General features: G+C 62.0%; 14 protein-coding genes. 1 reads left to right on the top strand and 13 read right to left on the bottom strand.

From position 1 onward, the window contains the following. Positions 1 to 116: 116 nt before the first annotated feature. The 13 genes from grpE to QN397_RS22600 form a co-directional block, all read right to left on the bottom strand. Positions 117 to 689, bottom strand: a complete 573-nt coding sequence (gene grpE, locus QN397_RS22660; RefSeq protein ID WP_323498138.1) for a nucleotide exchange factor GrpE — start codon at positions 687 to 689, stop codon at positions 117 to 119. 173 nt (positions 690 to 862) lie between these two features. Beyond that, positions 863 to 1,213 (bottom strand): FKBP-type peptidyl-prolyl cis-trans isomerase, encoded by a 351-nt coding sequence (locus QN397_RS22655; RefSeq protein WP_187051130.1) that lies wholly within the window; start codon positions 1,211 to 1,213, stop codon positions 863 to 865. Between the two features lie 128 nt (positions 1,214 to 1,341). Further along, positions 1,342 to 1,677, bottom strand: a complete 336-nt coding sequence (locus tag QN397_RS22650) for a winged helix-turn-helix transcriptional regulator (protein ID WP_323498137.1) — start codon at positions 1,675 to 1,677, stop codon at positions 1,342 to 1,344. Positions 1,678 to 1,834: 157 nt separating this feature from the next. Then, the gene (gene asd, locus QN397_RS22645) at positions 1,835 to 2,704 is read right to left on the bottom strand and encodes an archaetidylserine decarboxylase (RefSeq protein WP_323498136.1); all 870 of its coding nucleotides are present in this window, start codon (positions 2,702 to 2,704) and stop codon (positions 1,835 to 1,837) included. A 115-nt stretch (positions 2,705 to 2,819) separates the two neighbouring features. Continuing rightward, positions 2,820 to 3,866, bottom strand: a complete 1,047-nt coding sequence (locus tag QN397_RS22640) for a lactonase family protein (protein WP_323498135.1) — start codon at positions 3,864 to 3,866, stop codon at positions 2,820 to 2,822. A 32-nt stretch (positions 3,867 to 3,898) separates the two neighbouring features. Then, positions 3,899 to 5,251 carry a TRAP transporter large permease gene (locus tag QN397_RS22635; protein WP_323498134.1) on the bottom strand — a complete coding sequence of 451 codons (1,353 nt, stop codon included), beginning with the start codon at positions 5,249 to 5,251 and terminating at the stop codon, positions 3,899 to 3,901. Next, a complete protein-coding gene (locus tag QN397_RS22630) occupies positions 5,242 to 5,739 on the bottom strand; it encodes a TRAP transporter small permease (protein ID WP_323498133.1) in 498 nt (165 codons plus the stop codon). Before QN397_RS22630 ends, QN397_RS22635 begins: the two co-directional genes overlap by 10 nt. A 22-nt stretch (positions 5,740 to 5,761) precedes the next feature. Further along, complete coding sequence (locus QN397_RS22625) at positions 5,762 to 6,745, bottom strand: TRAP transporter substrate-binding protein (RefSeq protein ID WP_323498131.1); 984 nt, start codon at positions 6,743 to 6,745, stop codon at positions 5,762 to 5,764. Between the two features lie 95 nt (positions 6,746 to 6,840). After that, positions 6,841 to 7,647 carry an NAD(P)-dependent oxidoreductase gene (locus QN397_RS22620; RefSeq protein WP_323498130.1) on the bottom strand — a complete coding sequence of 269 codons (807 nt, stop codon included), beginning with the start codon at positions 7,645 to 7,647 and terminating at the stop codon, positions 6,841 to 6,843. A gap of 13 nt (positions 7,648 to 7,660) precedes the next feature. Then, positions 7,661 to 8,458 (bottom strand): transporter substrate-binding domain-containing protein, encoded by a 798-nt coding sequence (locus tag QN397_RS22615; RefSeq protein ID WP_323498128.1) that lies wholly within the window; start codon positions 8,456 to 8,458, stop codon positions 7,661 to 7,663. Between the two features lie 61 nt (positions 8,459 to 8,519). Continuing rightward, on the bottom strand, positions 8,520 to 9,248 hold the full coding sequence (locus tag QN397_RS22610; protein WP_187051138.1) for an amino acid ABC transporter ATP-binding protein: 729 nt from the start codon (positions 9,246 to 9,248) through the stop codon (positions 8,520 to 8,522). Then, positions 9,232 to 9,885, bottom strand: coding sequence for an amino acid ABC transporter permease (locus QN397_RS22605; protein ID WP_323498146.1), 654 nt, complete (start codon positions 9,883 to 9,885; stop codon positions 9,232 to 9,234). Before QN397_RS22605 ends, QN397_RS22610 begins: the two co-directional genes overlap by 17 nt. 2 nt (positions 9,886 to 9,887) lie before the next feature. Then, entirely contained in the window at positions 9,888 to 10,646 is a 759-nt protein-coding gene (locus tag QN397_RS22600; RefSeq protein ID WP_323498127.1) for an amino acid ABC transporter permease, read from the bottom strand. A 57-nt stretch (positions 10,647 to 10,703) separates the two neighbouring features. Here QN397_RS22600 and QN397_RS22595 point away from each other — a divergent pair, with 57 nt between their 5' ends. Then, on the top strand, positions 10,704 to 11,558 hold the full coding sequence (locus tag QN397_RS22595; RefSeq protein ID WP_323498126.1) for a FadR/GntR family transcriptional regulator: 855 nt from the start codon (positions 10,704 to 10,706) through the stop codon (positions 11,556 to 11,558). Positions 11,559 to 11,633: the final 75 nt, after the last annotated feature.

Below are 11,633 nucleotides of genomic sequence, written 5' to 3'. Positions count from 1 at the left end.
CGATGCCGATGATTTTGGCCATGTTGAATTTGCTCCTGAGTTCTGAAAAATGGGGTGGTGTGAACTTGTGGATAACCAGCCGCGATTCAAGGTATGAACCGGGGGTTTCCTGTGGATTACTTCGGCGCGGTGACCGTGACCAGCGCCGGGCGCAGCACGCGCTCGTTGATGGTGTAGCCTTTTTGCAGGACGCTGACGACGGTGTTCGGCTCCTGGTCCGCCGGCACGACCGAAATGGCCTGGTGCTGATGCGGATCGAACTTGGTGCCCGCCGGTGGCGCGACCTCGATCACCTTGTTGCGTTCCAGTGCGCTCTTGAGCTGACGCAGCGTCGCTTCGGCGCCTTCGCGGATCTGTTCGGGCGTGACGTCCTTGATCGCCAGGCCGGCTTCGAGGCTGTCGGTTACCGGCAGCAGGCTCTCGGCAAACGCCTCGACGGCAAATTTGCGGGCCTTGGTGATCTCTTCGTCGGCGCGGCGGCGAGCGTTCTGCACGTCGGCCTGCGCGCGAAGGTACTGATCTGACAGCTCAACGTTCTTCGCTTGAAGGGCGACGAGTTCGGCTTGCACCGTGGCCAGCGTGCTCTGGGCATCGGCCTCGTCGGCGAACTGGGCGGCCTCTCGCTCTTCGGGACTCGGGTCGCCTTGCAGCATTTGCGAATTCGGGCCGGATTGTTGTGGATCGGACATGTGATGAAAGGGCGCGAGGCCAAAAAACAAACTAGTGCAAACCATCTTGGGCTCGCAGAAGGGCTTTTCAAGCGAAAAAATGCGGCCGAAGAGGCCGCGTGCTGGGAAAACCCGCTGGCGCCAGCGTCGATGCTGGAAGCGCAGCTCTGGCCGACCCGTAGGCCGGCACTGGATCAATGCGCGTCGAGCAGTTCGACGTCGAACTTGAGCGTGGCGTTCGGCGGGATTGCACCGCCTGCTCCGCGAGCGCCGTAACCGAGCGCAGCCGGGATGATGAGCGTGCGCTTGCCGCCGATCTTCATGCCGGCAACACCTTCGTCCCAGCCCTTGATAACTTGGCCGGCGCCGAGCGAAAACGCGAAAGCGTCGTTGCGATCGCGGCTCGAATCGAATTTGGCGCCTTGCACGCCGTCGTTGAAGAGCCAGCCGGTGTAGTGCACGTGCACGTGCTGGCCGGCCTTGGCTTCGGCGCCTTCGCCGACGGTGGTGTCTTCGTATTGCAGGCCGGAGGGAGTGGTGGGCATGGTTGCTCCTTGGAACGGTGATCGAGATCGATCGGGTTGATGATCGTTGAGAGAGCGGGTGAGTTTAGCGAAGCTGCAACCGAAGCCAATGACCGAAGCCACGACCGCCTGCGCGCTGCCCTGGATGTTTACTTGCTGGTGATCGGCGGCGCTACCGGCACCTTCTTTATCTGCGTCAACTGCCACTTGCCGGCAAAGGCCTGCAGATCCGACAACCGCTTCAACAGGTCTTGCCCACTGAGCGTGAGGCTGTAGCCCTCGCTGCCGTGGTTCACGATGCCAGCTTCGCGCAGCTCTTTGATGCGGGTGTTCAATGTGTTGGGAGTGATGCCACCAACGCTGTCTTGCAGCAGCCGAAAGGTTTGCGCATGTCCATCGCGGAGCGCCCAGAGAACACGCAAGGCATAGCGAGCCTCGAGCAGCGCAAGCAACTGGCTCACCGCCGCATTTTCCTTTGTACTCATTGCTTGCTACTCATCGACAACATCTCCTCGGGCGCATTTTTTTAATTGATTTTCCGATCGCGCGATTCGGCCAGTGACTATAGCGAAAGCATCAACCGAGTGCTACAAGTTTTATAGCGACATAGGCATACTACATGCGGCCTGTGGCGCCGACGCCTCAGATCCGGATGAAATTTGCCATGGCTTCGCCGAGCCTGATCGGCCGGGCTGGCGACCACTCCGGGTTGAACGTCACAGGAGGTTTCGGAAACAGCATCACGACCGTCGAGCCGAGCAAAAAACGGCCCATCTCGTCGCCCTTCTTCAGTGCGACGCGCGGGCCGCTGTCGTTCGCCCCAGTTCCATAGCGCCATTCGCGCAACTCACCCTGCCGCGGCGGATTGATCACGCCGTGCCACACGGTGGCCATGCTGCCGACGATGGTCGCGCCGACCAGCACAAGCACGAAGGGCCCGCTCGCCGATTCGAAGACACACACCACGCGCTCGTTGCGCGCGAAGAGGCCGGGCACGCCGCGCGCTGTCGTCGGGTTGACGGAGAACAACTCGCCCGGCACGTAGATCATTCGCACCAGTTCGCCGTCGCAGGGCATGTGGATGCGGTGGTAGTCCTTCGGACTCAAGTAGAGCGTGGCGAAGCTGCCGTGCGCGAATTGCGCCGCCAGTGTCGCGTCGCCACCGACCAGCGCGGTGGTCGTATAGCTATGGCCCTTCGCCTGAAAAATCTGGTCGCCTTCGATTGGGCCGAACTGGCTGATGGCGCCGTCGACCGGTGAGATCAAATCGGCTTGAGCCAGCGGCCGCGCACCAGGCTTGAGCGCCCGGGTGAAAAAGTCGTTGAAGCTCTTGTAGTGAGCGATATCGCTCTCGAGCGCTTCGCCCATGTCCACGCCGTACTTCGCGACGAAGCGTCGGATGATCCAGGTCGTGACGGCGCCACGCTCCTTGCCCGCGACCCAGCCGGCAAAATTTGTCAGCGCCAGCTTCGGAAAGAGGTACTGCGGCAGGACAGGAAGGCGATCGGACACAGCGGGGAAGAGGGGTAGCTCTGCAGGTGGCGGGGAGCCGGATTCTATCGAGGCGACTCGGCGCCGCGGCTGCCGTGCGGCATCGGCCTACTCGGCGGCTTGCTCAGCGCGTCGGTCAGGGCAGGTCGACGATCTCGATCCAGTTCGGGTTCTTGCCGACCGGGATGCGCTTCGGCGTGCCCAGTGCGCCGGTGTTGGCGTCGATGGCGTAGACCGAAACGCTGTGCGATTCCTGCCCCGCGGCGATCAGATAGCGCCCGCTCGGATCGATGGCGAAGCCGCGCGGCGTCTTCTCAGTCGGCGTCTGGCCGAGCGGCTGCAGCAGGCCGGTGGACGGGTCTACACGGAACGCCGACAGCGTGCTGGATGTGCGCTCCGAGGCATAGAGATAGCGGCCGTCGGGCGTTAGGTGCAGGTCTGCGGCCCATGGCTTGCCGGCAAATCCAGCAGGCAGGGTGGTCGTGCTCTGCAACAGCTTGAGCGTGCCGCCCGCGCTTTCCCATGCATACACGTGCAGGGCAGCGTCGAGTTCGTCGACCAGATAAACGAAGCGCTGCGCCTTGTCCCAGACGAAGTGGCGCGGCCCCGACTTTGGCTGGGCGCCGGTGAGCGGCGGGTCGTTCGGCGACAACTTGCCGGAGGCCGCGTCGAAGCGCCAGCTCGACACGTTGTCGCCGCCCAGGCTGGTCGCCAGCACGAAGCGGTTGGTCGAATCGGCGTGGATCGCATGCGCGTTCGGCGCGGTCGGGATCAACTGCTGGATCGCACCGACGCTGCCTTCCTTGTCGATGGCGTTGACCGTGATCTTGTGGCCCGGATAGGAGGCCGCGAACAACCATTTTCCTGTGGCATCGGTATCGATGTTGGCCATGCTGTCTGCCAGTGGCGCTTCGCCGAGCTTCTTCAACTTGCCGCTGGCAGCGTCGATCGCAAAGCTCACGACGCGATAGGGCTGCGAGCGCAGGGCGGCATACAGGAAGCGCTTGTCGGGGCTTACCGCCATCGGCATCACTTGGCCACCGACATTCACCGTTTCGACCGGCTTGAGAACGCCCAGATCCCGGTCGAGTTCGAGCACCGAGATGTCCTGGCTATCTGCGTTGGACACGTAGACCCAGGTCGTAGCCAAAGCCGGGGAGGCAGAGAGAGTTGCAAGCGCCATGGCTGTCAGAATCTTTTTAAAGGTGGTGGCTTTCACAGAACCACGTGCCCGGTGATCAGCGACGGCAGCCAGGTCGAAAACGCCGGCACGTACGTCACCAACGTGATGGCGATGAAGATGGCGAGGTAATACGGCCAAGCCGTTTTGGTGGCCTCGCCGATCGATATCTTGCCGATCGCACAACCGATGAACTGCACCGTCCCCACCGGCGGATGCACCAGGCCCAACGCGCAATTGAGCAGCAGCATCATCCCGAATTGAACCGGCCCGACGCCCATCTGGATGGCCAGCGGCAAGAACAGCGGCGTGGTGATCAGGATGTGCGCCGCCATGTCCAGGAAGATCCCCAGAAAGATCTGGATGATGTTGATGTAGAGCAGCATCAGCCAAGGCGTCGTGGTCGCGGCCAGCAGCGCGGCCTCGATGGTGTCCGGAATTTCCAGGTACGCCATCTGGTAGCGCAGCATGTTCGATACGCCGATCAGCAGCAGGATCACGCCCGTTGTCTTCGATGCTTTGGCCAGCGACTTGAAGAGCTTCTGCTTGGTCATCGTGCGGTAGATGACCACCGTGAGCAGCAGCGAATAAGTGACCGCGATGGCCGCCGCCTCCGTTGCCGTCGCGATTCCTTCCATCACGCACACCAGGATGATGACGATCACCATCAGGCCCGGAATCGACGCGATGAAAGTGCGCAGCACCGCGTTCCAGCCCGGAAAGCGTTCGATCATCGTGGAGCCGTCGGGCCGCCGAGGAAAGCCGTATTTGGCGGCTTGCCAGTAGGCTGCGACCAGCATGCACACCATGATCCAGAACACCGGTATCAGGCCGGCGAACATCAGGTCGCCGATCGACACGCCCTTGATGGTGTGGCCGCCGATCGTGCCCACCGCCGCTTGCGCTGCAAAGGCATAGATGATCATGTTGTGCGACGTCGGCATCAGCGCGCCGGAGAGCGATGCGTGCGTGGTCACGTTGACGGCATAGGCCGCGCTGTAGCCCTCGCGCTTCATGATCGGGATCATCACGCCACCCATGGCGGACGTGTCTGCCACCGGCGAGCCCGAGACGCCGCCGAACAGCGTCGACGCCACCACGTTCGCGAGGCCGAGGCCACCCTTCCAGTGGCCGACCAAGCTGCGCGCGAACGCGACGATCTTGTCGGCGATGCCGCCGTGCAGCATCAATTCCCCGGAAAAGATGAAGAACGGTATCGCCAGGAACGAGAACACGTTCATGCCCGACACCATCATCTGGATGGCGGTTTCGAAGGGCAGGCCTTCGAAGGCGAAGGTCAAGAGGCAGCTCAACCCGATCGCAAAAGCGACCGGCATGCCGAGCAGCAAAAAGACGATGAAGCTGAGTGAAAGAAGCGTCAGTGCCATGATGGGACCACTTCGTGGCCGGTGAACTGGGACGCCAGGTGTTCGATCGAAAAGAGCGTGATGAGCACGCCTGCGATGAGCACCGGCAAATAGCGATAAGCCTCGGACAAGCCGAGCGTAGGAATGGTCGCGTCGTGGGTCGAGATGGCCATCTCCATGCCGCCTGCGAACAGCGCAATGGCGAAGGCAATGGTCAGCACGTAGACCACGCATTTGCACCAGAATTGCACCGTCTTGGGCAGCGCCTTGACCAGCGAGTCGAGGCCGATGTGCCCCGCGTCGCGCACGCCGGCGGAGGCGCCGAACATGGCGACCGAGATCACCAGCAACAGCGCGACCTGCTCGACGTAAGCCGGCGCGTTGTTGAAGACGTAGCGCAGCACCACGCCGTAGACGACCACGCCGAGCAAGCCGGTAAGGCACACGCAGGCGAGGTACATCGTCCAGCGCGAGAGCTTCGCGTTGACGCGGGACAGCATCGTTGTCATTGCAGTCGCCTTTGAAGTCGAATCACTTGGTGTTGATGATTTCCTGCACCAGCGCCTTCAACTCGGGCGTGGACGCAAATTTGTCGTACACCGGCTTCTCGACTTCGACGAAGCCCTTGCGGTCGATGTCGGCTGCGGCGGTAATCTTGGCGCCGCCCTTGATGACAGCCGCCTTGGCGTCTTTCTCGCGCGGCTCCCACAGCTTCACGTAGAAAGGAACCGAGTCTTTCGCGGCCTTGCGGATGGCGGCCTGCTGCTCTTTGGGAAGCGTGTCCCAGATCTTCTTGGAGAACACCAGCACTTCAGGCGTCATGACGTGCATGGTCTCCGAGTAGTAGGGCGCTGCTTCGAAGTGCTTGGCTTCTTCGTACGACGGGTAGTTGTTCTCTGCGGCGTCGACCAGGCCGGTCTTCAGGCCGGTGTAGACCTCGGCGATCGGCATCGGCGTGGGCGACGCACCCATCGAGCTCACCATGCTGACCATCAGGTCGGAGGGCTGCACGCGGATCTTCAAGCCCTTCATGTCGGCGACGTTCTTGATCGGCTTCTTGGCGTAGACCGAACGCGCGCCGCTCTCGTAGAAGGCCAGTCCGATGAAGCCGGCCTTGTCGAACGCGGCGAGCACCTTGTCGCCGGCCGGACCGTACATCGCCTTGCGGAAATGTTCGATGTCGCGGAACAGGAACGGCAGCGACGGCACGACCGACTCCGGCACGATGCCGTGGAACGAGGCTGAGCTCACGCGCACCATGTCGAGCGCGCCGATCTTGACCTGCTCCACAGTGTCTTTCTCCGAACCCAGCGAGCTGTCCGCGAAGATCTTGATGCTGTCCTTGCCACCGCTGGCCTTCGACAATTCTTCGCCCATGAACATCACGGCCTGGTTGGTCGGGAAGTCCTTGGCGTGCACCTCGGCCGAGCGAAATGTGCGGGCCGTCGCACTGGTCGTCAGCGCGAAAAGGCCGATCGCGATCAGGCCAGAGAGGGTTTTGAGTTTCGGTGTCATGGTGTCTCCTCGGATTGAAAGTAGGGGGGATGGAACTTCGAAAAAAATGCAGGGTCAGTCGACTGCGGGCGGCGCGAACATCGGGCCGGCCCGGCTCAGTCGCCGAACGGGCCTTGGGCCGTGAAGCCGCCGCCCTGGTAGATGGCGTTGGGGTCGGTCGGCGCGACCGGCGGTTGCGCCTCGACCTTGGCGCGGAACTGCTCAGAACTGTCTTGCGGGACGTAGCCCAGGTGCGCGGCAGCGCTGTTGTCCCACCACACGTCGCGGTTGGCCGACACGCCATAGACGATGGTGTGCTTCACATCGGGGGTGAAGAGGGATTTCTCGACCAGCGTCGTCAGGTCGCGAAAGCTCAGCCAGGTGCTCATCATGCGGCGGTTCAGCGGCTCGGGAAACGACGAGCCGATGCGGATGCTCACCGTCTCGATGCCGTAGCGGTCGAAGTAGAACTGCGCCACGTCTTCGCCGAAAGACTTCGACAGGCCGTAGTAGCCGTCGGGCCGTTTCTGTGCGCCAGCGTCGATCGTTTCGGTCTGCTTGTGAAAGCCGATGACATGATTCGAACTGGCGAACACGATGCGTTTGGCGGTGTGTCGACGAGCCGCTTCATAGAGATGAAAGACGCCCTTGATGTTGGCTTCCAGTACTTCTTCGAAGGGTCGTTCGACCGACACGCCGCCCAGATGCACGACCGCGTCGCAGCCAGCCACCAGTGCATCGACCGCCGCCTTGTCGCCGAGGTCGCAAGGCACTACTTCTTCATGCGCGCCCTCAGCGGCCGCCATTCCGGCGATGTCGGACAAACGCAGCACATCGGTGGATGGTTTCAGCGAGTCGCGCAGCACTCTGCCGAGACCGCCCGCAGCACCGGTCAAGAGCAAGCGCCCCAATTTGTTTGACATGATTACCCGGTCCTTACGCTGGCTTGAACACCGTGGTCGGCAGATCGCGACCGTGGTATTTCTTGTACATGGCGTTGAGCTTGCCGTTCTTGATATTGGTCGTGACCCAGCCATCGATCCATTCCTTCAATTTCGGTTCGCCCTTGTTCATGGTGACGCCCAGGCCCGAGTCGAGCTGCGAGAACTTCATTTCGAAGTTCTTGCCAGGTGCGCGCTTGTTGATCTCGCCCATGTTCGATGGGGTGCTCGAGAAGATATCGACCTGGCCCGTGACCACCGACGTGATCAGCGTCGCATCGTCTTCGTAACGCATGATTTCTGCGCCCTTGGCCTCCCGCGTCGTGATGGTGTCATTGGTCGTTGCACGCGTCAGGCCGACGCGCTTGCCATTCAGGTCGGCGTAATTGGCGATCTTCATGTCCTTTGGCGCTGAAACCAGAATGGTGATGGCCGAGTAGGGGACCGAAAAGTCCACCACCTTGGCACGCTCTTCGGTGATCGAAAGGGCCGAAATCACGACGTCAGCGCGTCGCGCCTGCAGCGTCGGAATGCGTGCAGCGGTGGTGATCGGCACGATCTCCAGCTTCACGCCCAGGTCCTTGGCGAGCTCTGCCGCGGCGTCCACGTCGGAGCCGGTCGGCTGCATGTTGGCATCGGTGTAGCTGAAGAGCGGCGTTCCGATGGCGATCGCCACGCGGATCGTGCCGGCCTTCTTGATGTCGTCGAACTGGTCGGCGAGTGCGGCTTGGGTGATGCCGGCCAGCATCAGGGCGGCGAGGGCGGTGCGGGCGAAAGTGCTTGTCGATTTCATGGTGTCTCCTTGGGGTTCGCGGAAAAGATGAGTGAAGAAGTGGGCGACCGAGCGGTTGCCGTTAAAGACCGTTGTCGAGAAAGGCGCGCAGTTCGGGTGTCTTCGGCGAATCGAGCATGCTGCCTTCGCCGGTTTCCCAGACACGGCCCTGGTGCATGTAGATGATGCGGTCGGCCACGCGCTTGGCGAAGGCCATTTCGTGCGTAACCAGCAGCATGGTCATGCCGCCGGCCGCGAGGTCTTCCATCACCCGCAGCACTTCGCCGGTGAGCTGTGGATCGAGTGCCGAAGTGACTTCGTCGAACAGCATCACCTTGGGCGACATGGCGAGCGAGCGGGCGATGGCTACGCGCTGCTGCTGGCCGCCCGAAAGCTGCTCGGGATACGCATCGGCCTTCTCGCGCAGGCCCACCTGATCGAGCACGCGCAGCGTGACCTGGTGCGCTTCGGCGCGCGACTGCTTCTTCACGTGGCGCAGCGCCAGCATGATGTTTTCTTCGACTGTGAGATGCGGAAAGAGGTTGTAGCTCTGGAACACGATTCCGACTTCGAGCCGCAAGCGTTTGAGGTCCACAGAAGGGCTGTCGACGCGGATGCCGGCCACTTCGATGGTGCCCTTGTCGATTTTCTCCAGCCGGTCGATGCAGCGCAGCGCAGTGCTCTTGCCCGAGCCGCTGGCGCCGATGATGGCGATCATTTCGCCCTTGGCGACTTCGAAAGAAACACCCTTCAGCACCTGGTTCGAGCCGAAGCTCTTGTAGACGTCGTGAAGACTAACGATTGGCGACATTGAGCTTGTTCTCCATGGCTTCGCTCCAGCGCGACAGCGGGTAACACAGGGCGAAATAGAACACGCCGACCAGGCTGAAAATCAGGAATGGCTGAAAGATCGTGTTGTTGATGATCTGCCCCGCACGCGTGAGCTCGACGAAGCCGATGACCGACGCCAGCGAAGTCATCTTGATGATTTGCACCAGGAAGCCGACGGTCGGTGGCAACGACAAACGCACCGCCTGAGGAATGATCACGAGGCGCAGCGTTTGCCAGCGCGAGAACGCCAGGCATTCGGAGGCTTCCCATTGCGGCTTGGGCATGGCGTCGATGCAGCCGCGCCAGATGTCGCCGAGGTAGGCGGCGACATAAATCATCATCGCCAAGCCGGCTGCGATCAGCGAGGGCAGCGAGTAGCCGTACACCGACAGGCCGAAGTACACGATGAACAGCAGGATCAGCAGTGGAATGCCCTGAATGCATTCGATGTAGACGATGGCCAGCCAGCGCAACCACGGCCGCGGCGATATGCGCGCCAGCATCACGCCGAAGCCGCCGATGGCGCCGAGCACGAAAGCCAGTGCCGACAGCACCAGCGTCCACCCGATCGAGTTGATCAGGTAGAAAAGGTGGACGAGGGTGAAGCTGCCGAACATGGTCATGCCGCTCCGCCGTGGCTCGCCACGTTGGCTTGCGTGGTGTCGATGAGCGCACGAGCGCCATTTGCGCTCCGCGCAGCCGCCTTGCGCAGCACGCGACGGCGACGGAACAAGTACTCGCCCAGCACGCTGGTGATGAGCTTGATGATCAGCGACAGTACGAGGTAAAGCGCAGCCACCACGATGTACGTTTCAAGCGAGCGGAACGTGTCCGACTGCACGGTGTTGGCGATGGCGGTGAGTTCTTCCGCCGAGATTTGGGAGGCCATCGCCGACGCCTGCATCATCAAGAGGAACTGGCTGGTGAGGGCGGGGTACACCTTCTCGATCGACGGCTGCAGCATCACGTGCCAACCGATGCGCCACTTCGACAAACCCAGACATTCGGCCGCTTCGATTTGTCCGGGCGGGATGGATTCGAGCCCGGCGCGGATGATCTCCGCGGCGTAGGCGCCGATGTTGATCGTCATCGCCAGTACGGCCGCGACAAAGGTCGGCATGCGCACGCCAACGCTGGCGAGCCCGAAGTACAGCAGGAAGATCTGAACGAGAAAAGGCGTGTTGCGTACCGCCTCGATGTAGGCCGAGCAAAGGCCAGAGAGCGGTTTGATCTTGCTGCGCTTGGCGAAGGCGACTGCAGTTCCCAATGCCACGCCCACGATCACGGCGAGCGCGGTCATCTTGAGCGTGAGCCAGGCTCCGTTCAGGAAAACCGGCCAGTAGCTGAGCAAGGGAGTGAAATCGAGCGCGTACTTCATCAAAGTAAGGGTTGTTATCGGTTGTCGTACAACATTTGCACGGATTATCATGGCCGCATGAGCCAAACCACTGCGGGAAATCCCTTGCTACAGGGTGCTTCATCATCGGATGTGGGCGACAAGGCGAAGGCTGCGGCCTTTGTCGGGCGCCCGCGCATCAAGGGGCGCGGGCTGGCGCACGGGCTGGTCGACGATCTGGCACAAAAGATCCAGGCGCAGACGCTGCGGCCGGGCGACAAACTGCCGACCGAGTCGGCCATCATGCAGGCTTACGGTGTGAGTCGCACCGTCGTGCGGGAGGCCTTGTCCAAGTTGCAGGCGGGTGGCCTGGTCGAGACGCACCACGGTGTCGGCACCTTCGTCCTGCAGCCAAAGTCGGGCGGCATGTTCCGACTCGATCCAGCAGAACTCGCAACCTCGATCGACGTGCTGGCAGTGCTCGAACTGCGCATCAGCCTGGAGACCGGTTCCGCCGGGTTGGCGGCCGCGCGTTGCAGCGAAGAAGACCTTTTGGCCATGCGTCAGGCGCTCGACGAATTCGAGCACAACGTGCGGGTATCGGGTGACACCGTGGCGCCCGACCTGCGCTTTCATCTGCGCATCGCGCAGGCGACGGGCAACCCGTATTTCGCGGACATCATGAGCCACCTCGGCACCTCGATTTTTCCGCGCACTCGCATCAGCGCGCTGGTCGATGTCGATCGGCGCAGCGAGTATTTGAGTCGCGTCAACCGCGAGCACGAAGAGATCTACCAGGCCATCGCGCGAGGCGATGCCGAATCTGCACGTGCCGCGATGCGAATCCATCTGACCAACAGCCGGGAGAGGCTGCGCCGCGCGCAGGACGCGGCCCGATCGGCAGCGGTCGGCAAGCTGGCGGACAAGCCCGAGCCAACGACGCCGGTCGCATGACTTCCGGGTAAACCGGGAGAGACACACATCGACGCAGGTTGTACGATGACCGATCACACAGTTATCGACTGAGTT

Origin of the sequence: Variovorax sp. RTB1 (genome assembly GCF_035018765.1) — a bacterium.
GTDB lineage: Bacteria > Pseudomonadota > Gammaproteobacteria > Burkholderiales > Burkholderiaceae_C > Variovorax.
This window is presented reverse-complemented; position numbering and strand designations above follow the sequence as displayed.

What these genes read in the sequence shown, in the direction of transcription:
- grpE (WP_323498138.1), bottom strand. Translation starts at nt 689, where the DNA reads ATGTCCGATCCACAACAATCCGGCCCGAATTCGCAAATGCTGCAAGGC.
- QN397_RS22655 (WP_187051130.1), bottom strand. Translation starts at nt 1,213, where the DNA reads ATGCCCACCACTCCCTCCGGCCTGCAATACGAAGACACCACCGTCGGC.
- QN397_RS22650 (WP_323498137.1), bottom strand. Translation starts at nt 1,677, where the DNA reads ATGAGTACAAAGGAAAATGCGGCGGTGAGCCAGTTGCTTGCGCTGCTC.
- QN397_RS22640 (WP_323498135.1), bottom strand. Translation starts at nt 3,866, where the DNA reads ATGGCGCTTGCAACTCTCTCTGCCTCCCCGGCTTTGGCTACGACCTGG.
- QN397_RS22635 (WP_323498134.1), bottom strand. Translation starts at nt 5,251, where the DNA reads ATGGCACTGACGCTTCTTTCACTCAGCTTCATCGTCTTTTTGCTGCTC.
- QN397_RS22630 (WP_323498133.1), bottom strand. Translation starts at nt 5,739, where the DNA reads ATGACAACGATGCTGTCCCGCGTCAACGCGAAGCTCTCGCGCTGGACG.
- QN397_RS22625 (WP_323498131.1), bottom strand. Translation starts at nt 6,745, where the DNA reads ATGACACCGAAACTCAAAACCCTCTCTGGCCTGATCGCGATCGGCCTT.
- QN397_RS22620 (WP_323498130.1), bottom strand. Translation starts at nt 7,647, where the DNA reads ATGTCAAACAAATTGGGGCGCTTGCTCTTGACCGGTGCTGCGGGCGGT.
- QN397_RS22615 (WP_323498128.1), bottom strand. Translation starts at nt 8,458, where the DNA reads ATGAAATCGACAAGCACTTTCGCCCGCACCGCCCTCGCCGCCCTGATG.
- QN397_RS22610 (WP_187051138.1), bottom strand. Translation starts at nt 9,248, where the DNA reads ATGTCGCCAATCGTTAGTCTTCACGACGTCTACAAGAGCTTCGGCTCG.
- QN397_RS22605 (WP_323498146.1), bottom strand. Translation starts at nt 9,885, where the DNA reads ATGTTCGGCAGCTTCACCCTCGTCCACCTTTTCTACCTGATCAACTCG.
- QN397_RS22600 (WP_323498127.1), bottom strand. Translation starts at nt 10,646, where the DNA reads ATGAAGTACGCGCTCGATTTCACTCCCTTGCTCAGCTACTGGCCGGTT.
- QN397_RS22595 (WP_323498126.1), top strand. Translation starts at nt 10,704, where the DNA reads ATGAGCCAAACCACTGCGGGAAATCCCTTGCTACAGGGTGCTTCATCA.